This is a genomic window from Microbulbifer maximicatervae (SeqCode) (genome assembly GCF_052467225.1).
This window is the reverse complement of the sequence record NZ_CP174303.1, coordinates 1,651,124-1,675,735: the sequence shown is the minus strand read 5'-3', so window position 1 is coordinate 1,675,735 and position 24,612 is coordinate 1,651,124. Positions and strand designations below refer to the sequence as shown.

Annotated in this window: 23 protein-coding genes; 11 read left to right on the top strand and 12 right to left on the bottom strand. The window is 49.5% G+C overall.

The window, feature by feature from the left end:
* The first annotated feature begins 154 nt into the window (after nucleotides 1–154).
* Nucleotides 155–1,429, top strand: a complete 1,275-nt coding sequence (locus tag ACJJIZ_RS07275) for an aspartate aminotransferase type Ic (protein WP_444915683.1) — start codon at nucleotides 155–157, stop codon at nucleotides 1,427–1,429.
* An 84-nt stretch (nucleotides 1,430–1,513) separates the two neighbouring features.
* On the opposite strand, the gene olsF is transcribed toward ACJJIZ_RS07275, so the two are convergent.
* The 3 genes from olsF to ACJJIZ_RS07260 all read right to left on the bottom strand — a co-directional run bounded on the left by olsF (nucleotide 1,514) and on the right by ACJJIZ_RS07260 (nucleotide 4,619).
* The gene (olsF, locus tag ACJJIZ_RS07270; protein WP_444915682.1) at nucleotides 1,514–3,187 is read right to left on the bottom strand and encodes a bifunctional ornithine lipid synthase OlsF; all 1,674 of its coding nucleotides are present in this window, start codon (nucleotides 3,185–3,187) and stop codon (nucleotides 1,514–1,516) included.
* Nucleotides 3,184–3,975: a UDP-2,3-diacylglucosamine diphosphatase gene (locus tag ACJJIZ_RS07265; RefSeq protein WP_444896292.1), complete on the bottom strand. Its 792-nt coding sequence runs from the start codon at nucleotides 3,973–3,975 to the stop codon at nucleotides 3,184–3,186. Before ACJJIZ_RS07265 ends, olsF begins: the two co-directional genes overlap by 4 nt.
* Before the next feature lie 311 nt (nucleotides 3,976–4,286).
* Nucleotides 4,287–4,619 carry a DUF1820 family protein gene (locus tag ACJJIZ_RS07260; protein WP_172975496.1) on the bottom strand — a complete coding sequence of 111 codons (333 nt, stop codon included), beginning with the start codon at nucleotides 4,617–4,619 and terminating at the stop codon, nucleotides 4,287–4,289.
* A gap of 180 nt (nucleotides 4,620–4,799) precedes the next feature.
* Between ACJJIZ_RS07260 and miaB the strand changes: the two genes are divergently transcribed.
* The 6 genes from miaB (at nucleotide 4,800) to ACJJIZ_RS07230 (ending at nucleotide 11,530) form a co-directional block, all read left to right on the top strand.
* Nucleotides 4,800–6,167 (top strand): tRNA (N6-isopentenyl adenosine(37)-C2)-methylthiotransferase MiaB, encoded by a 1,368-nt coding sequence (gene miaB, locus ACJJIZ_RS07255; RefSeq protein ID WP_413663105.1) that lies wholly within the window; start codon nucleotides 4,800–4,802, stop codon nucleotides 6,165–6,167.
* Between the two features lie 194 nt (nucleotides 6,168–6,361).
* Complete coding sequence (locus ACJJIZ_RS07250; RefSeq protein ID WP_413663106.1) at nucleotides 6,362–7,417, top strand: PhoH family protein; 1,056 nt, start codon at nucleotides 6,362–6,364, stop codon at nucleotides 7,415–7,417.
* A 16-nt stretch (nucleotides 7,418–7,433) separates the two neighbouring features.
* Entirely contained in the window at nucleotides 7,434–7,904 is a 471-nt protein-coding gene (gene ybeY, locus ACJJIZ_RS07245; RefSeq protein ID WP_444891860.1) for an rRNA maturation RNase YbeY, read from the top strand.
* A gap of 71 nt (nucleotides 7,905–7,975) precedes the next feature.
* Nucleotides 7,976–8,872, top strand: a complete 897-nt coding sequence (locus ACJJIZ_RS07240) for a CorC family transporter (RefSeq protein ID WP_413663108.1) — start codon at nucleotides 7,976–7,978, stop codon at nucleotides 8,870–8,872.
* Between the two features lie 60 nt (nucleotides 8,873–8,932).
* On the top strand, nucleotides 8,933–10,498 hold the full coding sequence (gene lnt, locus ACJJIZ_RS07235) for an apolipoprotein N-acyltransferase (protein WP_444915681.1): 1,566 nt from the start codon (nucleotides 8,933–8,935) through the stop codon (nucleotides 10,496–10,498).
* 114 nt (nucleotides 10,499–10,612) lie between these two features.
* Nucleotides 10,613–11,530 (top strand): TIGR01777 family oxidoreductase, encoded by a 918-nt coding sequence (locus tag ACJJIZ_RS07230; protein WP_444915680.1) that lies wholly within the window; start codon nucleotides 10,613–10,615, stop codon nucleotides 11,528–11,530.
* Nucleotides 11,531–11,540: 10 nt separating this feature from the next.
* On the opposite strand, the gene ACJJIZ_RS07225 is transcribed toward ACJJIZ_RS07230, so the two are convergent.
* The 3 genes from ACJJIZ_RS07225 to ACJJIZ_RS07215 form a co-directional block, all read right to left on the bottom strand.
* Complete coding sequence (locus tag ACJJIZ_RS07225) at nucleotides 11,541–11,954, bottom strand: hypothetical protein (protein ID WP_282931509.1); 414 nt, start codon at nucleotides 11,952–11,954, stop codon at nucleotides 11,541–11,543.
* A 172-nt stretch (nucleotides 11,955–12,126) separates the two neighbouring features.
* Nucleotides 12,127–12,708, bottom strand: coding sequence for a YdcF family protein (locus tag ACJJIZ_RS07220; protein WP_444915679.1), 582 nt, complete (start codon nucleotides 12,706–12,708; stop codon nucleotides 12,127–12,129).
* 197 nt (nucleotides 12,709–12,905) lie between these two features.
* Nucleotides 12,906–13,355, bottom strand: a complete 450-nt coding sequence (locus ACJJIZ_RS07215; RefSeq protein WP_108734284.1) for a zinc ribbon-containing protein — start codon at nucleotides 13,353–13,355, stop codon at nucleotides 12,906–12,908.
* Between the two features lie 161 nt (nucleotides 13,356–13,516).
* On the opposite strand from ACJJIZ_RS07215, the gene leuS reads away from it, so the two are divergent.
* The 3 genes from leuS to holA all read left to right on the top strand — a co-directional run bounded on the left by leuS (nucleotide 13,517) and on the right by holA (nucleotide 17,742).
* Nucleotides 13,517–16,114, top strand: coding sequence for a leucine--tRNA ligase (gene leuS, locus ACJJIZ_RS07210; RefSeq protein ID WP_444915678.1), 2,598 nt, complete (start codon nucleotides 13,517–13,519; stop codon nucleotides 16,112–16,114).
* A gap of 85 nt (nucleotides 16,115–16,199) precedes the next feature.
* Nucleotides 16,200–16,724 (top strand): LPS-assembly lipoprotein LptE, encoded by a 525-nt coding sequence (locus ACJJIZ_RS07205; protein WP_444915677.1) that lies wholly within the window; start codon nucleotides 16,200–16,202, stop codon nucleotides 16,722–16,724.
* A gap of 13 nt (nucleotides 16,725–16,737) precedes the next feature.
* Nucleotides 16,738–17,742 carry a DNA polymerase III subunit delta gene (gene holA / locus ACJJIZ_RS07200; protein WP_444915676.1) on the top strand — a complete coding sequence of 335 codons (1,005 nt, stop codon included), beginning with the start codon at nucleotides 16,738–16,740 and terminating at the stop codon, nucleotides 17,740–17,742.
* 91 nt (nucleotides 17,743–17,833) lie between these two features.
* Here the strand turns inward: holA and ACJJIZ_RS07195 are convergent, their stop codons facing one another.
* The 6 genes from ACJJIZ_RS07195 to ACJJIZ_RS07170 form a co-directional block, all read right to left on the bottom strand.
* A complete protein-coding gene (locus ACJJIZ_RS07195) occupies nucleotides 17,834–19,012 on the bottom strand; it encodes a hypothetical protein (RefSeq protein ID WP_444907429.1) in 1,179 nt (392 codons plus the stop codon).
* A gap of 54 nt (nucleotides 19,013–19,066) precedes the next feature.
* Entirely contained in the window at nucleotides 19,067–19,552 is a 486-nt protein-coding gene (locus ACJJIZ_RS07190) for a hypothetical protein (RefSeq protein ID WP_413665886.1), read from the bottom strand.
* Between the two features lie 306 nt (nucleotides 19,553–19,858).
* Nucleotides 19,859–20,704 (bottom strand): CsgG/HfaB family protein, encoded by an 846-nt coding sequence (locus ACJJIZ_RS07185; protein ID WP_444915675.1) that lies wholly within the window; start codon nucleotides 20,702–20,704, stop codon nucleotides 19,859–19,861.
* A 41-nt stretch (nucleotides 20,705–20,745) separates the two neighbouring features.
* Nucleotides 20,746–21,147 (bottom strand): curli assembly protein CsgF, encoded by a 402-nt coding sequence (locus tag ACJJIZ_RS07180; RefSeq protein WP_413663118.1) that lies wholly within the window; start codon nucleotides 21,145–21,147, stop codon nucleotides 20,746–20,748.
* The gene (locus tag ACJJIZ_RS07175) at nucleotides 21,147–21,575 is read right to left on the bottom strand and encodes a CsgE family curli-type amyloid fiber assembly protein (RefSeq protein WP_444915674.1); all 429 of its coding nucleotides are present in this window, start codon (nucleotides 21,573–21,575) and stop codon (nucleotides 21,147–21,149) included. The genes ACJJIZ_RS07180 and ACJJIZ_RS07175 overlap by 1 nt, the downstream gene beginning before the upstream one ends.
* A gap of 4 nt (nucleotides 21,576–21,579) precedes the next feature.
* Nucleotides 21,580–22,263: a helix-turn-helix transcriptional regulator gene (locus ACJJIZ_RS07170; RefSeq protein WP_413663120.1), complete on the bottom strand. Its 684-nt coding sequence runs from the start codon at nucleotides 22,261–22,263 to the stop codon at nucleotides 21,580–21,582.
* 690 nt (nucleotides 22,264–22,953) lie between these two features.
* Between ACJJIZ_RS07170 and ACJJIZ_RS07165 the strand changes: the two genes are divergently transcribed.
* The gene (locus ACJJIZ_RS07165) at nucleotides 22,954–24,612 is read left to right on the top strand and encodes an acyl-CoA dehydrogenase family protein (RefSeq protein WP_444915673.1); all 1,659 of its coding nucleotides are present in this window, start codon (nucleotides 22,954–22,956) and stop codon (nucleotides 24,610–24,612) included.

The following is a 24,612-nucleotide window of genomic DNA, read 5'->3' as shown; positions in this document are numbered from 1 at the left end:
GAACGACATGACACCTCAAAAATCTAGCGTATCCAGGATAAATTCCACCCAATAGATTCAAGAGAAACTAATAATCATGTGTGATTTCCTGCTGACGAAAGCGACCTAAGGCTGATAAGCTCGCCAACTCACATTACCAGCCAGGGGAATTCAAGTGCATATCGAATCCGCCACACAGGAACAATTGATCGAGTGGGAAAAAGAATTAAGCGCTCACTACAACAAGATCTGTCAACACGAGTTAAGCCTGGATATCACACGTGGAAAGCCCTCGGCGGAGCAATTAAAACTTTCCGATAAACTTGATGGAATTCTCTCCGGTGACTATCGAGCGGCAGACGGTACCGACACTCGCAACTACGGTGGCTTAATCGGCCTGACCTGCTCAAGGGAGCTGGGAGCCGAAATGCTTCAAGTGCCGGTCAACGAAGTGATTGCCGGAGGCAACAGCTCTCTCACACTGATGTATCACGCCCTAGTCACCGGTTACCTGTTCGGCTTTGCGGGCACTACCCCCTGGCGCGAATTAAAAGCTCCCAAATTTCTCTGTCCTGTTCCCGGCTATGACCGCCATTTTACGATCTGTGAGCAGCTGGGTATCGAGATGATTAACGTGCCCATGGGAGAGCAGGGGCCCGACATGGAGCTTGTGGAAAAGCTCGTGCGCGAAGATGCAGAGATTGTTGGTATCTGGTGTGTGCCCAAGTTTTCAAATCCAACAGGAGCCACTTACAGCAAGGAAACTGTAGAAAGATTGGCGCAGCTGGGACAATTTGCCGGCGCTAGCTTCCGGATATTTTGGGACAATGCCTATTCGGTGCACGACATTGGCAACTATGTAAATCTGCCAAATATTCGCACAGCAACCCTGGAAAATGATACTGCAGACTCCGTAATACAGTTTGCCTCAACTTCAAAAGTCACCCATGCTGGCGCAGGCGTTGCGTTTGTGAGCGCCAGCCAGGCAAATCTCGATTCCCTCAAAGGCCAAATGCAGGCAATGACCATTGGTCCTGACAAAGTCAACCAATTGCGTCACTCGAGATTTTTTACCGAATACACCAGCCTGACAGAACACATGCATAAACATGCAGATATTCTTCGCCCGAAGTTCGAGTGTGTTCTGGAGCATTTACATAATGCCCTCACCGATGCAGATATGGGTACTTGGGAAAAACCTGAAGGGGGTTATTTTGTTTCCTTTAATACCCTTCCCGGTTGCGCAAAAGCAGTGGTTAAAATGGCTGCGGATGCCGGAGTAAAATTAACACCTGCCGGCGCTACCTTCCCTTATGGTAAGGACCCTGAGGACAGCAATATTCGTATTGCACCCAGTTTCCCACCGCTGGAAGAACTGGATACCGCAATGTCTGTTTTCGTCCTCTGTGTCAAACTGGTGAGTCTACGTAAAAAGCTTGGCAAAATTTAACCATCCAAAATGCCAGGTGAGATTTCCTGAATCTTCAAAAAAGGCAGCTTTACGCTGCCTTTTTCATAAAGAGTCACTTCTAAGTCAGCTGGATAAATAACGTTTAGCAAACTTCTCGTCCACTTTTGATAAATCAACAACGACCAGCCCATCCACAGCATCGCAAAAATCCGGGTCAATATTAAAGGCGTGGAAACTGGTCCCTCCCGTTTTAGTAACAGAGGCATACTTTTTAAATAGGGGAGGTAGCATAACGCCCTCCTCACGCAAAATATGCTTCAATTGACGCATATCTGACACCGAATCCCCAAGTAATTCAGGCAGTTCAGATTGTGCTTCCGGAAATGGCAGTCGAGCATCCCCCAAGGAGTTTTCAGGAGCAAAATAATGGGAAAAATAGCGTACAATAACGGACTTCGCTCTCACGGAAAATGTACCGGGCATAGACACTGGGCCAAATAGGTAGCGTACCTTATTGCGCAATACCCACTGTCCAATAGCACACCAGAGCAGGTCTAACCCGCGCCCTCTCCAATATTCCGGCAGTAGGAAGCTACGCCCTAGCTCAGCAGAATCTGGCAGGCACTGCCGAGGAGGCTGCGGGTAATTAAATAGCGTACTGCTGTATATCTGATCATCCGAGAGCGCCTCGGTCGCTGCTATGCGGTAAGCTCCTGCAATCTGTCGATTTTCTGCATCCCACAACAATAGATGGTCGTAATGAGCATCAAACGCATCCCAATCCCGGCTCTGGCCGGTCCCTTCCCCCACTGAGCGAAAGGCTATCTCCCTCACTCTGGCCAATTCCCGCATGACGGGGCAATCTGCTTTCTGCCGATATAAACGCACAGAAAAATTACCCAGTTCAGAGAGTGATACACAGGACTCAACCACTCGCGCTACATCGGCTTTTGGCTCAGCTTCAACAATTAATTCCGGCCCCAGAGGGGCGGGCGAACGATGTAACTGGTAGACATGTTTGCGCCACAGAGCAGCCTTGGCGCGGGGTGTTAGCGGCCAGCTACGAAAGTGTTCCGCTTCCAGGGGACGTCCTATACGAATATCGATACTGCGGCTGGCCTGTTTAAACATCTCCCTAATCAACCATAAAGTCGAGAGGGGCTTGTTCAACATGGAGAGGCCATAGAACCACCAGGAATTCCTCCCTAAAACCTGCACCGGCAATATCGGCGCATTGGTTTTTTCCGCAAAACGGGCAAATCCTGAATTCCAGCGTCCATCTCGAACCCCATGGGGGGTGAGCCTGGATACTTCTCCCGCCGGGAAAATGATAATCGCTCCCCCGTCACCTAAATGGCTATAGATACCTTCAATATCGGCTCGACGGGTACGCCCATTAAAGTTATCTACGGGCAATAAACAGGGGCGCAGGGATTTTATATTCCATAATAATTGGCTTGCGACAGCTCGAACATCTTTCCGTACCCGCGCCACCATATCGATCAGAGCGAGACCATCCAGGCTTCCTAAGGGGTGATTAGACACAATCACCAGCGGCCCACTAGTGGGAACCCGAGCCAACTCTGATGGATTTAATTCGTAGCGAAAATTCAAGTCATCGAATACCTGGCGAATAAAATCCAGGCCACCAAGATGGGGGTAACTGCTGGTAAATTCCTGTAGCTGCTCCTCACAACAGATTTTCTTTACTGTGGCAGAAACCAATTTTCGCGTGGTTTTTTGTGGTGCCGCGCTGTACCAGGCGTTTTTCTGCAAAAGAGTCTCAAGATGAATCATGCCGCAACCACCTCTGTCATTATGCTGGCAATTTTTGGAGTCCGATACCAATGTAAAAGATCTAAATTGCCATCTTGTTGTTCTACAACCGCACTCATAGAGTCGACCCAATCACCACAATTCGCATAGGTCACAGCATCCCCACACACTGTTTTATTTCTAAGGGCAGGCCTATGGATATGGCCACAAATAACACCATCGAATCCCCGCGATATCGCTTCACGAGTGGCGACATCCTCAAAATCACTCATCATTTGTCGAGCGGCACCCACACGATTTTTTATCTGGCTGGCCAGCGACCACCAGGGCTTATTAAATCGATTGCGCCAATAATTGATCCAGCGATTAAAGCGCAGCATCAGGTAATAACTGCGATCGCCGATATGGTAACTGATTGGATTTATTTTAATTCGGTGTTCAAACTGATCGCCGTGGGTTACCCAAAAGCGGCGCCCATTAGAAGCAGTGTGGATATAGTCTTTTTCAATTCGGATATTGCCGAGCCGCTTTCCGGCCCAGCTGCGCATTGGCGCGTCGTGATTTCCAGGAATATAAATGACTTCAGGCGTCAGGCTACTTAATTCGGAAAGCATTTCCAGTAGCAGCGAAGAGGCCTGACACCATGTACCTCGTCCTTGAGCGAGTGCCTGCATATCAAAAATATCCCCAACCAGATAGACCGTATCGGCGCGATTCTGAGCCAGAAAATCTGCAAGTCGATGGGGCTCACTGTCTCTGCTGCCCAAATGGACATCGGAAATCCACAGTGCGCGATAGCGATTGCTCATAGCAAAGTTCCAGTCTGTACCAGTTATCAGCCCATAAAAATCAGGGCAGATACGCGGCAAAAATATAGGTCGTCGCTTGAGCTAACTTGAGAAAAATCGATAAATCCGTATTTGCTCTCTTGCTAGCAAATTGAGATCAACTAAATACAGAACGGCGTTGATCGTCAGCGCAACCACTTTGCAGCGATTTGATGACAGTCAGGAGGATTTTTATTGAAGCTTATATTGCAGAGGAAAAAAAGGTGCAGCGGATGATTTTGGCGCTAAAAACCGGGCATAGAGCCCGGCCTGATTCAGAGTAAAAATAAAGCTTACTCTGTGTCCTGGGGATGACGGATAGGCGGGGCAAAAGGAAACTTCGCAACTTTGTCACCCTTTACTTCAACAATCTTGCCGGTGCCCTCTTTTTCCACTTCATCAATACGCACGATGCTGTGCATCGGAATATAGGAACGGGTTACCGAAGCAAATTCGGTTTTCAGCTTTTCCTCACTGGGATCGACCACAAGCTGAGCCTTTTCCCCAAATACAAACTCCTCCACCTCGATAAAGCCGTACATATCACTTTGATAGATGGCCCGAGCGTAGAGTTCGTACACTTGGTTTTGATTGTGGAAAATAACTTTATAAATCGGGTTGGCCATAAGTCTCTCAGGATGGGGATGACCCCGAAGCTCAAATTGATCAAAGAACGGGCAAAGCCCGAAAAAGCGCGCAAGAATAGCACAGGTTCGCAACAGCTAATATAGCCATCTATGCAGTGCCGGGTCGTATCGCTATAATGCCCCACCCTAATTGTTGACCAGTTTTTAACCAGGCGCGATATGTCCGAAACATCGGTGAAAAAGCTATATATTAAGACCCACGGCTGCCAAATGAATGAGTACGATTCCGCGAGGATGCGCGATCTGCTCGGCGAGTCCCACGACATGGTACCTACCGACGATCCCGACGAGGCGGATGTACTATTGGTCAACACCTGTTCTATCCGCGAGAAAGCCCAGGAAAAGCTGTTCCACCAGCTGGGCCGTTGGAAGCACCTGAAGGAAAAAAATCCCGACCTGGTGATTGGTGTTGGCGGCTGTGTAGCCAGTCAGGAAGGCGAGGCGATTGCCAAGCGCGCACCCCATGTAGACTTGATCTTTGGTCCCCAGACCTTGCATCGCCTGCCGGAGATGATGGAGACCAAAGAGCAAAAAAGCGGCGCAGTTATCGTCGATGTGAGCTTCCCGGAGATCGAGAAGTTTGATCGCCTGCCCCAGCCAGAGGCCGACGGCGCCACCGCATTTGTCTCTATTATGGAAGGCTGCTCCAAGTACTGCACTTTCTGCGTGGTTCCCTACACCCGTGGCGAAGAAGTCAGCCGCCCTGTGGCCGATGTACTCGAAGAGATCGCCCACCTTGCAGACCAGGGTGTCCGCGAAGTGAACCTGCTTGGGCAAAACGTAAACGCCTACCGCGCTACGGGAGAAGATGGCCACGAAGTGGATTTCGCCGAGCTGATCACTTATGTGGCAGCGATTGATGGCATCGACCGCATCCGCTATACCACCTCTCACCCGGTAGAGTTCTCCGATGCGCTGATCGATGTCTACGGACAGGTACCAGAACTGGTTAGTCATCTTCATCTGCCCGTACAGAGTGGCTCCGACCGCATTCTGATGGCAATGAAACGCGGCCACACCGCCCTGGAGTACAAATCCAAGATCCGCCGCCTGAAGAAAATTCGCCCGGATATCTGCCTGTCTTCAGACTTTATTATCGGCTTCCCCGGCGAAACTGACAGGGACTTTGAAGCGACCATGAACCTGATCCAGGACGTGGGCTTCGATATCTCCTTCAGCTTTATATATTCCCCTCGCCCGGGCACCCCAGCTGCCGACCTGGCCGATGACACGCCGGAAGAAGTGAAAAAGCAGCGCCTACAGCTGCTGCAGGCGCGGATTAACCAGCAGGCGGCAGCTATTGCACGCCGCATGGTTGGCAACACCGAGCGTGTACTGGTAACCGGTGTTTCCAAAAAGGACCCCGGACAGTTACAAGGCCGCACCGAGAACAACCGGGTAGTCAACTTCCGTGCGGACGATCTCGCCCTGATCGGCAAATTTGCCGATGTTGTGATTGAAGAGGCCCTGCCAAACTCCCTGCGCGGTACTTTAGTCACATCTGAGCTGGAAGAAGACCTGTTCTAAGACTTTGTGATTACCTCAAATAGCGGCAAGATGTACTTCGAAAGCACATCCTGCCGCCAAATTAGGCTCAACTTGCCCCCCAAATTACGCCCCGTAATTAAAATTAGGTAAAGTTAGAACCTATTTGTAGGAATCACCTCTTTCCCCTTTAGGGAAAATGGGTATACCCTAGCAATATAACCCCTGGATTAAAGGTGCCGGAAACCAATTTGGAAACACAAACCCTCGCTCACAGCATCACTCTCGAGCCCAACGACGCACGCCGTCTCGCCAATCTCTGCGGTCAGTTCGACCAACACCTACGCCAAATAGAACAGCGCCTGGATATCGAAATTCGAAATCGCGGCAACCAGTTTTCATTTTTTGGCGATGCCAAATCGGCGCGTGCCGCTGGCGAACTACTCAGTAGGCTCTACAAGGAAACCGGTACCAAGGACTATCTCACTCCAGATGAGATTCACCTGGCTCTGCAGCAAGCGGGAGTTGAAGAACTCACCGGCCAAGATGGTAGCGGTGACTCCAGCGAAGCTGACCAAGTAGTACTGATTCGCACTAAGAAGTGCTCGGTACGCCCCAGAGGGCTCAATCAGCGTAAATACGTTCGCGCTGTGCAGACCAATGATATCAATTTCGGTATCGGACCCGCAGGTACCGGTAAAACCTACCTGGCAGTAGCCTGTGCTGTGGAGTCTCTGCTCAAGGATGAAGTTGAGCGAATCCTCCTGGTCCGCCCCGCCGTTGAAGCCGGCGAGAAATTGGGCTTCCTGCCCGGTGACTTGAGCCAAAAGGTAGACCCTTACCTCCGCCCGCTCTACGACGCCCTCTACGAAATGCTCGGTTTTGAGACTGTTGGCAAGCTGATCGAGCGCAACGTTATCGAAGTAGCTCCCCTTGCCTATATGCGCGGGCGCACCCTAAATAACGCCTTTGTTATTCTCGATGAGAGCCAAAATACCACCCGCGAGCAGATGAAAATGTTCCTCACGCGGATTGGCTTTGGCTCCACCGCCGTAATTACCGGTGACCCCAGCCAGGTCGACCTGCCCCGTGGCCAAGCTTCCGGTTTGCGTCATGCTGTTGGAGTACTGGGGAGAGTTAATGGAATCAGCTTTACCCACTTTGGAGCCAAGGATGTGGTTCGCCACCCCCTCGTGCAGCGCATTGTGGAGGCCTACGATATTCATGAAGCCGAGCTGGAAATGGCCTCGGCAGATCGAATCTCCAATAAAGCCGATGAGAATGCCGCTTAGAGTCCGCACCTGAGTTATGACTGATTTAACACTCGATGTGCAGCGGGTCAGCCGCTGCCACGACATCCCTTCCGATGAGGCTATCAGCAACTGGGTATCCAAGGCTTTGACCGGCCACCGCAACGAAGCGGAACTGTCGGTGCGAATCGTGGACGAAAGTGAGAGCCAGGAACTTAATCACCAGTACCGAGGCAAGGATAAACCCACTAATGTTTTATCCTTCCCTACCGATTTCCCTGCGGAGCTGGATCTCCCGATGCTTGGAGATCTTGTGATCTGTGCCCCAGTAGTTGAACTGGAAGCGGAGCAACAGAGCAAATCACTATCGGCGCACTGGGCACATATGGTGGTCCATGGCACACTGCACCTTCTAGGTTATGACCATATCGAAGATGCAGACGCTCAGGTTATGGAAAGCCTGGAAACGAAGTTGCTCGCCAACCTCGGCATTGCAGACCCCTACGCCCCACTGGATGAAGTGGGATGATAGCCGCTGTACCACCGAAGTAATGGCAAACTGCTACTGAATTTTATCTACCAACGAGAGAACCCCGGAGCATGGCCACTTCCATGACCACAGACGAGCCCCCAAGTAGTCACTCAGCGAGCAAATCCCGCGCGAGTGAAAAAAGTTGGCTGGAAAAGCTCTTCAGCGCCTTTTCAGCTGAACCCAAGTCTCGCGACGAATTATTGGACATCATTAAGGACGCCGCTGAAAATCAGCTGGTAGATGCTGAAGCGCTCTCTATTATCGAAGGCGCACTGGACGTTTCCAGCCAGCAAGTCCGCGAGATTATGATTCCACGCTCGCAAATGGTTGTGGTAGGCCTTCACGATAAGCCGGAAGAGTTCCTCCCCAAAATTATTGATTCGGGGCACTCCCGATTCCCTGTCGTCGGCGAAAGTGTCGATGATATACGCGGGATATTGCTCGCCAAAGACCTGCTCCCTCTCCTGTTGAAAGGTTTCGACGGATTTCAGCTCGAAGACCTGATCCGCCCAGCCAATATTATTCCCGAGAGCAAGCGCCTCAATATCCTGCTGCGCGAGTTCCGTGAGAACCGCTACCATATGGCGGTCGTGATAGACGAATACGGCGGTGTATCCGGTGTTGTGACTATTGAAGATATCCTCGAGGAAATTGTCGGTGAAATCGAAGACGAGACCGACGAGGAAGAAGCGGATAGTTATATCCGTAAAGTTGGGGAAAACGATTTTATCGTTAAAGCTCTGACTCCCATTGAAGAGTTCAATGAATTTTTCGAGAGCGCCTTTAGTGATGAAGAATTCGACACTGTCGGCGGTCTTATTATGCAATCATTCGGCCATTTGCCGGGCCGTGACGAAGTCACCCGACTGGGTGACTTTATGTTCCGGGTACTCTATGCAGACAGCCGCCAGATACACCTTTTGCGGGTTGCCCATATGCGCAAACCGCCAGAAGAAGACAGCTGAGCACTGCAAGCTTTAACACACTGATACCCTTAGAGAACGGGGTATCCTGACAACAACTTTATGCGCAGATTATTTTCTCCTCTCGCCAGCGTTGTAGCTGGCGGGTTGATGACACTTTCATTTGCCCCATTTAACTATTGGGTATGTGGCCTGCTGTCCCTGACACTATTCGCCTGGATTCTGCTCTCTGCAGCCAAAGGGCAGGTGCTACCGGGTCGCAAAAGCTTCTGGCTCGCCCTCTGCTATGGATTGGGCCTCTTCGCCAGCGGGGCTTCCTGGGTCTACGTTTCGATTACAAATTTTGGCAACTCATCGGTGCCATTAGGACTGGCCCTCACCGGAAGCTTCGTCGCTATTATGGCGCTGCTGTTAGCCGCGCCCTTCTACATTCTGGGCCGCTTCACAGATAATAAATTCAGCTTCGCTCTGGCTTTTGCCGCATTGTGGTTTATCAGTGAATGGCTGCGCAGCTGGGCCTTTACCGGTTTCCCCTGGCTCTTCGCCGGCTATGGCCATACAGAAACCTGGCTAGCGGGCTGGGCGCCGATTTTGAGTGTCTACGGCATAGGCCTGCTATTGGCATTTACCGGCGCAGTGCTGGCCCTGGTTGTCAGTGGCCGCCTATCCCCGCTCAAGCGGCACAGCCATATCATTCTACTCACTGCGGCACTGGCCCCCTGGCCAATAGGAGCTGCCCTCTCCCAAGTGGAGTGGACCTCCGCAAAAGGTCCTCTTATCAGCGTTGGGCTGGTGCAGGCTAATATTCCTCAGGAAAAGAAGTGGTTGCCAGAGTTTCGCGGGGAAACTATCAGCCGCTACCAAGAGGGTACTCGCGCCCTTAGCGATCAGGATGTAGACGTTATTATCTGGCCCGAAGCCGCCCTGCCCATGCTCTACGGGCAAGCCCCCAACCTTATGCAGGCGCTGCAACGCAATGCTGAGACTACCAACATCGATTTGATCACCGGTATTCTCTATGACACCCGGGGTTCGGCACAGGAGCGGCCGAGTATTCACAACTCCGCCGCTGTTTTTGGCCAGAGCCCCAGCGTGTATCACAAGCGCCACCTGGTCCCCTTTGGTGAGTATGTACCGTTAGAGGATTTTATTCGGGGCACTATCGAGTTTTTTAATCTCCCCACTTCCTTTATCCGCTCAGGCCCGGACGAACAATCGCCGCTCAATGCTGCTGGTGCAAGCTGGGCGCCGCTTATCTGCTATGAGATTGTTTATCCCAGGCTGGTTGCCGACTCAGCACTGTCTTCCCAGGTTTTGCTGACCATTAGCAATGATGCATGGTTCGGGACCTCTATTGGCCCCTTACAACATATGCAAATGGCGCAGATGCGCGCTTTGGAAACTGGTCGCTACCTGGTGAGAGGGACAAATACTGGTGTGACGGCAATTGTGGACCCCAAGGGGAAGGTTATTAAAAAACTCCCCCAATTCGAGCGCGCGAATATGACCGGGGATATCAGAGCGATGAGTGGCGCCACTCCGTTTATGCTAGCCGGCATCTCATTGGTATTTGCCTTGGCGCTCCCAATGCTGGCCCTGGCCCTGTTTTTACGCCGTAGGGTGGAACCCCAATCCAACTCCCCTCTCAGTGGCGAGCTACCCGATTAAAACAAGCCCTGTGGCAACTCCCTGCCGGGGTGGCCATCGGTAAGCTACCGCCACTGAATATCACTGCTATGCTCCATTCAATTTTCTAGCGAATATAAGGCAAGGTGATTCCCCATGCATTGCTTGATTAGCGGTGGCACCGGGCTTATAGGCAGACTCTTTTGTCGGCGCTGGCTGGAGCGAGGCAATACTATTACGGTATTAAGCCGACATCCGGACAGGGTTCGAAACTTATGTGGCGAATCAGCCAACGCCTGCCGCGATCCCGCAGAGGTAAACCAGCCCGTAGATGTTATTGTGAACCTTGCCGGGGCCCCCATCTCCCGTCGCTGGACAGAAAAATATCGCACTGAGATTCGCAGTTCACGCCTGGACACAACAGAGAAGCTGGTTCGCTGGACCCTGGGCCAAAGAGACAAGCCATCCTACTTCTTGTCCGGCTCCGCAATCGGCTATTACGGCAATCGCGGAGGGGAGTTACTGAAAGAAGACAGTGCTCCAGGAGGGGGCTTTGCCGCACAGCTGTGTCGGGACTGGGAGGCCGCCACGCTCCCGCTGCAGCACTCTGGCGTTAAGGTAGGCATTATCCGCACAGCTATCGTTCTCTCCATGCGCGGTGGCGCCCTTCCCCAAATGCTGCCACCATTTCGGCTCGGGCTTGGCGGCCCCATGGGCTCGGGCGAGCACTGGATGAGCTGGATTCACGAAGAAGACGAAGTCGGGCTGATATTACACGCCATCGACAATCAACTTTGCCGTCCATTTAACGGAAGTGCACCAGAACCTGTAACCAACAACAGCTTTGCCAGGATCCTGGCCAAAGAGCTGCATCGCCCGGCGTTTTTACGCTTACCGGCCTGGACTTTAAAGATAGCTTTTGGAGAGATGGCTGATGAATTACTGCTAGCCAGTGATAGGGTCGAGCCCTGTACAGCACTGGAAACCGGCTATACCTTCCAATTTCCAACTCTGGAGCAAGCCCTCTCAGACCTGCTCAAGGGTGACGGCGCTGCCACTAAAGCCAGCGCCTGAACAAATGAATTTAAGCGGCGGCCATATCGCTTTCGAGTGCCTGGGCTAAGTAGCGTCGGCTAGATTCACTGGTCACCAGGTCGCCATGGCACTCCATTGGCGCAGACCCCACCCACTGGGCATGCCAGCGATACCAGTGGGACTCCTCGGCTTTTGAACGCAGCTCGATAAACTCCACTTCGGCGGGAGCAAAACCGAACTCCCGAACTATCTGCCCGGCAAAGGTCTCAAAATTTTTACTGAGCTGGGCGCTGCTATCGCCACCGGCACACAGAAAAACCAGCGTGCGGCCATCCTGCTCAACCCGCTTGAAGCCAATCCAAACAGCCCGGTTTAACCGGTTATGCAACTGTATCGGAGAGAAAGAAAGTGGGATGCCCTTCATCATAAGGTTATCTCGATTATTGTTATGTTTCTTATCCACAGCCGCTACTCCATAAAAAAAGGTAATCAATGGGTATGTCCTGTGGCGCCAGTCATCCTAAGCCCGGTACAACCAGCAATCAAGAGCTCTCAAACATTTGGGCTCGACGCCTGATCCCTCAAATCCTGTAGGCCTCTGAGATTACATTTATCAAAAAGTTCCTTATCCATCCTCAACATTTTCTGATGGACGGTAGCGAACTCCACCGATACCAGATCCGTGCCAGTATTTCCCGCCAATAGACCTGGGTCCTTAGCAGGGAGACAGCATTGGGCAGCCAGCGCCCCACACCTGTTTGAGCGCGAGGCATCAATTCTCCGGCACTCCCAACCTGCAGGGGTTGTACCTCTAAGCCAGCGCGGGAAAAAATTTCCGCTGCGCGAGGCATATGCCACCAGTGAGTGGCCAAAAAAACCGACCTCACATTAGCACTGTGCAAAATATCAGCACTATTTACTGCATTCTCTGCAGTAGTACGACTGCAATCTTCACGCCAAGTGACCGGAGTGGAAAACTCCTCCTCCAACAACGCAGCCATTAAATCAGACTCTGCCAGCCGCTCTCCGCTGTGAACCCGACCGCCAGATACCAGAATCGGTAAGTCTTCTGGTGCTTGCTCGACAGCACCGGCAACTCTTTCGAGACTCGCTGCAGAGAGTCTCTCCCTATTCGAATACCTGTCGCGGTATCGCCCTGCACCAAGGATCACAACGGCCTCAGGCCTTATATGGGGTTGATAAGGTACCTTGCCCAATCGATCTCCAAGCCAGGATGAGAATGCCGGGGTCGCCCCTAACCAAAGCACACAAAAGGAAATCACAGCCAAGGGTAGAGAACATCTTTCAAGCAGGGACCCGGATGAAGAGAATCGCAAAAGGAATGCAACCAGCAGCCCCAACAATGGGGCTGCTGGAGGCATCAGAAGCGTGGCCGCCGCCGTATAGAGCCCATTCAATACTCGAGACCACCCTCAATCTGGCGAAAGCATCCATAACCACACCGGTGGCAGGGAGTAATCTGGGTATTTGCCGGCGGCATAGCTCGGTATCCACAGCCCAAACACTGCAACTCCTCATCCGGCCCTACAAACTCGCCGGCCAAAGCCCAGGGCTTGCCCTCTTTAATGCATCGCATTAAGTTTGGCCATGCGGTTTCTGTGGGGTCCGCCGCATCCAGCAGCCAATCACCGCTGCGCTCCTCCAGGGTCTTCAATTCTCCACCTAGTCCCCGGATATAGTCAGCAGCACGATGCAGGTCATCTTTCAGCCAAGCGCGCAAAAATGCCATCTTATTGGCGGTGAGATTCTCAACAGCCAGCTCACCTTCGACCAAATCTTCAAAGTCTTCGCGAAACTCATTAATCAGATCGTCCTTCGGCGGCAACTTTGGTTCCTTCGTCACGGTATCCCTCCTATAATCCAGCGTTTACGCATCGTAAAAGATGCACTGGGAGCGAAACTTGATCGCGATCAATCTTTACCGATTGACAAGCGTTCACATCCCCCAATAAACACTGAACAGTTTCCCGCAAATTTTGATCACAGAGTATAGGTCCCGAATCGATGGAAGAGCAGTACAACCCCTCCGCAGTCGAAGCTTCCGCCCAGGAATTCTGGGAGGCCGAGAAGAGCTTTGAAGTAAAGGAAGACGCCGGCAGGGAAAAGTTCTACTGCCTATCCATGTTCCCCTACCCCAGCGGCAAGCTACACATGGGGCATGTGCGCAATTACACCATTACCGATGTAATTACTCGCTATCAGCGCATGCAGGGCAAGAACGTGTTGCACCCGATGGGCTGGGATGCTTTCGGTCTGCCTGCAGAGAATGCGGCCATCCAGAACAAGACCGCTCCAGCCAAATGGACCTATGCCAATATCGAGTACATGAAAGGCCAGCTCAAGGCCCTGGGTTTTGGCTTTGACTGGTCCCGCGAACTGGCCACCTGCCAGCCCACCTACTACCGCTGGGAGCAGTGGTTCTTCACCCGCCTCTACGAAAAAGGCCTGGTCTACAAGAAGAACTCTGCAGTGAACTGGTGCCCCCACGACCAGACCGTACTGGCCAATGAGCAGGTCGAAGATGGCGCCTGCTGGCGCTGTGGCACCACCGTTGAGCGCCGCGAGCTGGCCCAGTGGTTTATCAAGATCACCGATTATGCCGAAGAGCTGCTCGAAGACCTGGACAAACTGCCCGAGTGGCCCGAGCAGGTGCGCACCATGCAGCGCAACTGGATCGGCAAGAGCCGGGGAGTAGAGCTGAGCTTTGCCCTGCCCAAGCCTATTGCGGGCATAGACCACTTCGATGTGTATACCACCCGTCCGGATACACTGATGGGCGTTACCTATGTTTCCCTCGCCGCCGAGCACCCCATCGCTCTGGAACTTGCCGAGTCCAACCCCGAACTCAAAACTTTTATCGCCGAGTGCAAAAAGCAGTCCCTATCCGAAGCCGATATGGCCACGATGGACAAGAAAGGCATGGATACCGGGCTCAAGGCGATTCACCCCATCAGTGGTGAAGAAGTCTCCGTATGGGTGGCTAACTATGTACTGATGGATTACGGCTCAGGCGCGGTGATGGCAGTACCGGCACACGACCAGCGCGATTGGGAATTTGCGCAAAAATACCAGCTGCCCGTTATCCAGGTTATCGAGGCTGCCGACGGCGAGTCCATCGACTTGGAGAAAGAGGCCTATACGGAGAAAGGCAAACTGGTAAATTCCGGCAGTTTTGACGGCCTGGATTTTGATGGCGCCTTTACTGCGATCTCCGAAGCGCTGATTGCTGCAGGTAAGGGTCGGGTTAAGACCAACTATCGCCTGCGCGACTGGGGTGTCTCCCGCCAGCGCTACTGGGGTGCGCCCATCCCCATGTTCAACCTGGCCGACGGCGGAGAAATACCAGTACCCGCAGACAAGCTGCCGATCCTGTTGCCGGAAGATGTCGAGCTCGACGGCGTTCAATCACCTATTAAAGCCGATCCCGAATGGCGTAAAGACGAACTCAACGGCACTTCTGTAGAACGTGAAACCGATACCTTCGACACCTTTATGGAGTCCAGCTGGTACTACGCCCGTTATACCTGTCCCGATTTTGAAGAGGGCATGCTGGATCCGGACCGCGCCAACTACTGGTTGCCAGTTGACCAGTATGTCGGCGGTATTGAACATGCCATTTTACACCTTCTCTACGCGCGCTTCTTCCACAAGCTGATGCGGGATGAGGGCCTGGTCAATAGCGATGAACCCTTCAAGCAGCTGCTGTGTCAGGGCATGGTGTTAGCCGAATCCTTCTATAAGGAAGAACACGGCCACAAGACCTGGATCAACCCCGCCGATGTGGACGTCGAGCGCGATGACAAGGGCAAGCCGACCAAAGCGATTGAGCGAGCCACCGGCGAAGAGATTATTGCCGGCGGCGTGGTAAAGATGTCCAAATCCAAGAACAATGGCATAGACCCTCACGCTGCGGTTGAGGAGTACGGTGCCGATACCGTTCGCCTGTTCACCATGTTTGCCGCCCCTCCGGAGCAGACTTTGGAGTGGCACGATGCCGGTGTGGAAGGTGCCAGCCGCTTCCTGCGTAAGCTCTGGAAGACCGTTCACGTCCATATTGCAGCGGGCTCCAGTGAAGCACAGATCGACCAGCAGTCCCTCAATGACAAGCAACAGCAGCTGCGCCGCAAAACCCACGAGACCATCCAAAAAGTGGGGGATGACTATGGCCGCCGCCAAACCTTTAATACCGCTATCGCAGCAGTAATGGAATTGCTCAATGAGGTCGGCAAGCTGGCAGATCGCAACAGTGATCAAGGACTGGCTGTAGAGAGAGAAGCCCTACAGACCGCCGTCTTGCTGTTGGCTCCGGTTACTCCTCATATCTGTCATCAACTGTGGCAGGTGCTGGGGAATACCAGTGCCCTAATCGATTCTCCTTGGCCAGTGGCAGATGAAAAAGCACTGGTGCGCACCTCGATTACTTTGGTCGTCCAGGTCAATGGCAAGGTACGCGCAAAACTGGATGCTCCTGCTGATGCAGACAAAGAGAACCTGGAAAAACTCGCCCTCGCCGATGAGAACGTTCAGAGATTTATCGGTGAAGCTACGGTGCGCAAAGTAATTGTCGTACCTGGCAAGCTGGTTAATATTGTCGCCAAGTAAAGACCCGCAATATGATGCCGGGAGTTTCACTCCCGGCTCACTTAAGTCAGCTCGCTGTAGCCGACAAGACCATGGCAAGTAGTTTATGAAAACAATCGCAAATCGAGCCTTTATTTTTCTTCTCGCTATCACTATTGCCGGTTGCGGCTGGCATCTAAGAGGCGCCCCTAAGAATTTTCCTCCCGGTAGTACACTCTATATATCCACAGTAGACCCTCGCAGTGATATCGCATATCAATTAACGCGACTACTCAATAATGCGGGTGTGCCTATGGCGGAATCTCCTGCAGAAGCTGACTATACACTCATCATTCACCAGGAAACCGAGAGAAAACTAACTGTAGCTGTAGACTCTGAAGGGCGAGCATCTGAATACGAACTAATTACCAGTGCAATCTATAGCGTACGCACAGCTTCAGGCCAAGTCCTCCTAAATAAAGCACAGGCAGACGTTTATCGCACCTTGGAGTGGGATGTCAATGAAATTGTCAGTAAAAGTGAAGAGGAAAATACCTTACGCGCGGAGATGCAGCGGGAGCTTATTGGGCGCATTATCGATCGCTTACGGCGTATCGATGTGAATGCTTCATTAGAAGAAAAGAGCTACTAGGTTAGTTTTATTAATGCGCGTTAACCCCCATCAATTATCGCAAAATCTAAAAAAGGGCCTATCGCCAATTTTTATTATCACTGGTGATGAGCCCTTAATAGTTCAAGAGTGCTGCGATTTAGTGCGCTCAACAGCGAAAAAGCACGGTTTCACCGAGAGAGAACTTATTCACGCAGAGCATAATTTTGACTGGAGCACGCTGGTTGCTTCAGCCGGAAATATGTCTCTTTTCGCAGAAAAAAAACTTGTCGAGCTGCGTTTACCCGGAGGTAAACCGGGGGATAAGGGCAGTAAAGCCCTGCAAGAGTTTGCTTCACTGGCGAGTGAAGATCTTTTGCTTTTACTGGTATTACCGAAACTTGATAAATCGCAACTCAACAGCAAATGGGTCAAAGTCCTAGAACAATCAGGAGTACTGGTTCAGGTATGGCCTGTGACGATTCAGGAAATGCCCCGCTGGATCAACCAGCGCCTTGCATCTGCAGGCCTCTCAGCCGAACCAGAAGCAATACAAATCCTGGCAGAAAGAGTAGAGGGCAACTTACTTGCCGCAAGCCAGGAGATAGAAAAACTTAAGCTTTCCAGCTCCGGGCAAGAAATCACCCGGGAAATGATGGAGCATAGTGTTACCAGCTCCGCCCGTTACAGTGTTTTTGACCTAATTGACACAGCACTCTCTGGCAACTCAGCCAAAGCAGTCAAAACACTCGACGGATTGAGGGTCGAAGGTATTGAACCACCCATTGTACTTTGGGCAATAGCAAGAGAAATTCGAACTCTTCTCGACATCATGGAAAAACTGGATCAAGGCCAACCTCTAGCGAGATTGGTTCGGCTGCAAAAGCGCCAGCCATTGGTCCAAGGAGCCCTACACAGACTTAATAAGAAGCAACTGGAAAGCTTATTAATTCGCGCTCGAGCTATAGATAGCTCTATCAAAGGTGGTAGTGGGCAGCAATCTCCATGGACAGGGCTATTAGAGCTGACTCTCAATTTTTGCGGGCAGAGAACCATTTAGTCAATCTGCTCTTAGATAAGGATTAGCTTCTACCTTTATATAAAAAAACCGCCCAATAGGGCGGTTTCTTCATACCTGAAACTCTTCAGAATCAGTTCTGAGTGATGGTGGCAACGTTGCTTGCACCAACCTGCTCAATGCTAGCCATATTATATGCACTGTTCTGGCTAACAGTGGCAACATTTTCATAGCCACCCTGTCCAACGTGAGCGGAATGCTCGTAGCCAGTTTGGGCCACAGTAATCAGGTTATCGCCGCCAAAGTCTTGGTGAACTTCTGCCAGGTTCAACTCACCCGCTTGATCAATATCTACGATATTTGCAACACCAGCACTGTAACCATAGGCGTAGTTGCTGTTGCCTGTCTGATCAATATTTGCCAGGTTAGCATCGCCATACTGACCAAAGTCAGCACTATTCATGTCACCGGTTTGTACAAGGTTAGCGGTATTGTCATTGCCAAATTGAGCCATAGCACCAAAGTTATTGGTCTCATTCTGGGTGATATTGGCAACGTTGTTAACACCGGATTGGTAACCGAAAGCAGCGTTAGCATCACCTTGCTGCAGGATAGTCGCAGTGTTGCTGAGGCCGGACTGAGACAGGTCGAGCAGGTTAATATCACCACTCTGCATCAGGTTTGCAGTGTTCTCAGCACCTGACTGAAAAACAGTACCTACGTTGAAGTCACCTACCTGACCACCAACAAAACCATCAAATGAGGAGTACCAGGTGCTGTTCCAAACACCGTTATTGTCTCCAACCTGGGTGCTGACGAAGTAGTTACCGTCACCTTCCTGTTGCAGAACGCCCATGTTGTCGCTGCCGTCCTGATACATATCGGCATAGTTAAAGTTAGAGTCGGTATACTGATCCAAATGAATCATATTTTCACTACCAAACTGCGCAGCGTAGGCACTATTGTAGGAACCGGTCCACTGGTGGATAGTTCCATTGTTACCTTCCCCATCCTGGTAGGTCAAAGCTTCACTGCCCATTTGGCTGGACTGACTGGTGTAAGCAGCATTACGGTCACCGAGTTGGGTCTGATCAATGTAGTTATCATCAGCATAATCCTGAGCTGCAACAGCTACGTTATCATTACCCTCCTGCCACTGATAGGCAGCATTATTGTTAGCCTCATATACTTGGGATACATTTGCAGAGTTATTTTCGCCGAGCTGAACCTGATCACCGTAGTTATTATCAGCTACAGCCTGACCTGCGCCAGCAATCAAAGCAATAGCAGCAGCAAGTGTAATCTTTTTCATTTATCAATCTCCCTCAGAATAAAATTATAAATACAAGTAAAATAGTGCAATGCCTTAATCGTACTGCACCAGTTGCACCGCATGGTCGTCACCGAACTGCGCGACATAACCAAACAATCCATCACCATTTTGAATAATGTTTGCAGAATTTCCGTAACCAACCTGGCTAATTAAAGCCACATTATCTACGCCATTCTGTATCGCTGTAGCTTGGTTGTAGGCTCCTGACTGCGATATCGCAGCATAATTAGAATCGCCTGTTTGTTGCACCAACGCTGCATTGGAGCCACCCTCCTGGATCAGGACAGCCTGGTTGTAAAGACCAGACTGGGTAACTTCAGCAAGGTTGTAATCACCTACTTGTGAAACCTGAGCCAAGTTACCCGTAATTGAATCTTTTCTTAACAAAAGAAGATCCAGAGCACCCTGCCCAGCAGACAATTCATTGTGGTCATCTAAATCAGAAGCCCAGCACACCGAAAGCGGTAAAACCAGAAACAGAAATAAAATTGCCGTTACTCGTTTAGCTGTAGCAATCACCAACCACCTCTCCAATAAGAACGGTTAACAACTATAAGAAACAACATGGACACTATAGGTAAAAAAAAATATATCTTAAATCAGAAGAAAGATTACATTTAACCGGAAAGAATAAGAAGAACGTAAAACTTTTGTATTAAGGTGGTGATTTAAATCAAAACACACAAAAAATAAAACAGTTCAATTCCACCAAATTACACACACAAACATGAAAATACACAGATATAATTTAATAAAATTTTATTTCGTTAAATTACATATACCTATAAATGAACATACCAATAAAATTTAATATCCGCTAAAGATTTATAATATTTTTACTGGTGTCGCAGAATATTCACTGAGGACAGACATAGGGTATTGGCTATTATCCTCCAATGCCCACAAATTAGCATTAACCCCCTGGGATATAAGATGAATTACCGCCGACTCTATCGCAGAAAGAACACATAATTGAGCTGGATCGTTCGTGGTCATCCCAGCCTCTATTTCAAGTAAGCGCTTGTATTCCACAAAAGTATAAACATCGCCTTGAACTTGCCTCGACAAGATTTTCTTGCTCGTTAAAACACTACTTAGAACTCGTCCACTTCGGACATCTACCGCACGCAGGTTTACAGTAACCTCATCTACACGATATTGTTCAGAAATACCGATACCGAAGTAACGTGCCCCCGCACCCCCTGTTTTTATGTTTGTATCGTAACCGACTATTCCACCCTCCAACATAATATTGGCTGACATAAGAGAAGGCAGATCGAATACAGGACTGGCAGGATTGTCCTGTTCTTTCAGTGCAGCTCTAATTATTTTCCTTTCGGTTAAGAGGTTTTGTAAACCCTCCCGCTCAAGAGTCACAAACCACCCAGATTCATTCAGAACCTGAACCAGCATAGCTGCAGCCCCTTGAGTCACTGCGGTCGAGAATGAGCTGGAGGGCGCTGGCCGATATTGTCCAGTTTGATCACTAAAACCGTACACTGCTGCAACTATTTTCCCTCTAGGAGCAGGCAAACTGACTAAGTCAGAATAGGTGCTCATTCTATCCGTCAAAGTTGCTTTTTGTTGTCCAGGGCCGAACAACGCTTCCTTAACAGAACTGCACCCACTAACACTAAAAACAATAATTAGAATAAATATTCTCGATAACATCGCACCACCCCACAAAACCTAAGCTTACAAATATAATTTTATTAGTTACTTGGATTGAGACCTACAACTACAATTTCAGATATCTCACCCGTAACAGCGTCGGTAATGGTGATCGTCAATTCACCATCAATATCAACAATATTTACGATATAGTCATCAGTTACCAAAGTACCGTCATTACCATTTCCCACATCTGTTAGCAGCTGTGAGAGAAGGCGAGATTCTAGCGTGTCAGTAAATCTATCCAGGGAAGAAGAATCAGAGTACGGTGAATCCTTAGCATCAGGATCTTTTTTACTGTTCTGTGCGCTAGCATTATTCAGTAAATAATTACCATTAAGAGGATTGCCCCCAAACGATGGATTCACAGGCGTGTACACCAGCTCTGTTGCAAACACCGAGCCAGAAAACAATAAAAAAGCCGTTGTGAATAAAAATTTCATTATATTTCATCCCCCGCCAAATCAACATTTTGAGATAAAAGATCCTGCAACCGTTGCTGCCTCACATTATTATTTATTTGCGAAGCAGCCTGCTCGACAATTGCACCGAACTTTCTCCGCCCAGGATAAATGACTGTTTTAAAGACTTGCTTGCTCTCAAAGGTTACCCAAACAACACTGCCCCACCTTGCCGAAGGCCTTTCATGCACGGTCAGGTTGTAGTCGAATCCTGTCAAATTAGTTGTTATATAAATTGATAGCGATCTAGCGAACTCATGACCTATACCACTTACCGTATTATCAATTACCAATCCAGTAAGCAGGGATTCCTCAGAGCTTTGATCACTTGTTTCTTGAGCGCAACTTTTGTGAACGATACACGAAAGCGCAACTGTTAACACAGTTGCGTACAAAAATAGTGATTTCATAGTATTACAAGTTTTGACTGGCCCAACTACTTGCTTCTAACCGATTCTTACAGCCTATTTTTCTATAGATTTTATACAAATGACTTTTAACGGTATGCTCACTTACACATAATGTTTCGGCTATATTGGCATTGGTATTACAATCACAGATCAACTGTAAAATTTGCCGTTCTCGCTGCGTGAGGTTTGAAGCCTTATCGCACCACTTTTTAGGCTTTCTGTGTTGCCTGAGGAAATTATGGAGAACATCTCTTGGAAACCAGTATTCTCCCGAGAATATCCTACCCAACCTCTCCATAATGACTTTTGCTTCGCATTCGGAGGGTATTAATCCCAGAACTTTTTCCCAATGCAGAACAAAATCAATATCGGCCTTCTGATCGACATTGATCAATACTATGTTAGGAGGTGTGGGCAGGGAGTGTATCTCCCTCAAAAGATTCTCGAGATCTGAAGAGGATACATCGGCACAATCAAGAAGAAGGTATTCGGCCTTAATACCACTTAGGGATGAAAGTGTCGAGCGCTGAAGGATAGCGCAGGTAGTCTTAAATTCATCTTCAATTCGCCCGGCAAATATTGAGGATTGAAGATTGACGCATGCGGTTAAAAAGGCAACTGTAATCCCTGTTTTTTCTGACTTAGGGCTAACAACCTTTAGTGGTGCATAATCCTTATGCAAATTCATCTGGGTTCCCCCAATGTGCAGTCCTTTTATGTTTCAGCCTGTTACCAGCCTAACTATTTTTTATCAATTTTCCGCGCTCATCTTACGCTGTGAGCTAAATCTATTCGATCAACTCATTAACTGCAACCGGTAGTGATCTAGATATCAAAAATTCAATCTTAAGTGTGCCAACTTGGTTCTCTAATACCATTTTGTAATACAAAGGTATCATGGATCAGTAAACTAAAAAGAAAAATCAACATGCTTTGGTATAGATTTTCTATCGGCAATAGAACCCTATAAATATCAATTTTTTTGTACTGGTCCACATTATTAATAAATTTATTTTGAATAATTTAAGATAAAAAAAATTGCTACCAACAATAAGACGACAAACACAAGATGATTCGAGCCTCATCAGAGACAGACTGACAAAACGGTATTCGATAGCAATAAAATATAAATTTCACCTCATTACTTTTAAGCCATATTTGATCGAGTAAAATCACCTGAGAATTCATAGGATCAGGCCCTGCAAATAAAAACGGCAAAATCACGACTTAAAATTAAACAGCTTAAATAGTAATCAGGAAAAGCTTGTTTTATGCTCATATTCGGCTATGCCTGAACTATTCCCCTAGGGGAATTGGCAAAACCGTACAAGTTAAATTGCAGTATCAAATAGAAATCTACATCCTCCAGGGTGAAGTTATGAACAGTGAGATCCACACATCAGATTGCAAAATCAATTATCAGGTTGCCAACCAGCCCAGCCCGCTTTCTGGTCATAACCTCTATATTGCTGATCAAGCGTTAAAGGAAGCCGTACATATTAATGGGGCCCATTGGGCTGAAGATGACCTGGAGCGGTATGGGGAGGTGTGTGGCAGGCCAGAAATGATTGAGCGGGGTTATGCCGCTAATGAATTTAAACCTATCTTCGAAAGTCACGATCGTTCCGGCCACCGCATTGATTTGGTTCGATACCACCCCTCTTATCACCAGCTAATGCAGCTAGCACTTTCAGAAGGTTTACACAGCTCTCCCTGGACCAACCCACGCGCAGGTGCCCACGTGGCCAGAGCTGCAAAAAATTACTTGCACACTCAGCTTGAAGCCGGTCACGGGTGTCCTATCACTATGACCTTCGCCTCAGTGCCCACTATCGAGCTAAACTCTGAAATCGCCATCGAATGGATACCCAAAATAACCAGCCGCACTTACGATGGAAGTAATCGCCCATATTTTGAGAAAAATTCATTGACGATCGGTATGGGCATGACCGAAAAACAAGGGGGCTCAGATGTCAGGGCAAATACCACCGCTGCAATTCCCCTCGCCGATGGAACCTATGAATTATTAGGGCACAAATGGTTTATGTCCGCCCCTATGTGCGATGCCTTTTTAATTCTTGCCCAGGCGCCCGGCGGCTTATCCTGCTTCTTGGTTCCAAGATGGAGGCCGGATGGATCGAAGAACCAGCTGGAGATTCAACGCCTGAAGACAAAGTGTGGCAATGTTTCCAATGCATCTTCAGAAGTTGAGATACGCGGCGCATTGGGCTGGCTAATCGGCGAGGAAGGGCGTGGAGTCAGCGCCATCATCAAGATGGTAGCGATTACACGGTTTGATTGCATGATGGGTTCATCTGCAGGGCAGCGGCAAGCTGTTATCCAGGCAATATACAACGCTAGTGAGCGCAAAGCATTTGGCAAAAAGCTGATTGATCAGCCACTGATGCAAAATGTGCTTGCCGACCTGCAATTGGAGGTGGAAGGCTCAATTGCCTTTACCATGCGCATAGCCAGAGCAATGGATCAAGAGGCCAGCGAACACGAAAAGATGCTACTCAGACTCGGGGCCGCGGTGGGAAAATACTGGATATGCAAACGCAGTCCCCATCACGCCTATGAGGCTATGGAGTGCCTGGGAGGCAATGGAGCTATTGAAAACTTTATTACGGCACGGCTGTACCGAGATGCTCCGATAAATGCAATCTGGGAAGGCTCAGGGAATATTCAAGCGATGGACGTGTTACGTGCCATCACTAAAACCCCTGCAGTAATTAGCCACTGGTTTGATGAATTAAACATTAGCCGAGGCATAAGCACACAATTTGATACGGCAGTCGACAAGTTAAGAAACGATCTTTCCGACCTAAATCAATTTGAATACCGTGCCCGTCATATTATTGACCAAATGGCCCTGACCATGCAGGCGCACCTTCTGCTACAGGGGAGTAACCCTTGTGTAACTGACGCCTTTATCAAATCAAGAATAGGGATTAACGGCACACACAATACTGGAAGCCTACCCACTGGGATTGATATCGCCACTATTCTGGAGCGGGGAAACCCTCTTATAACTTAA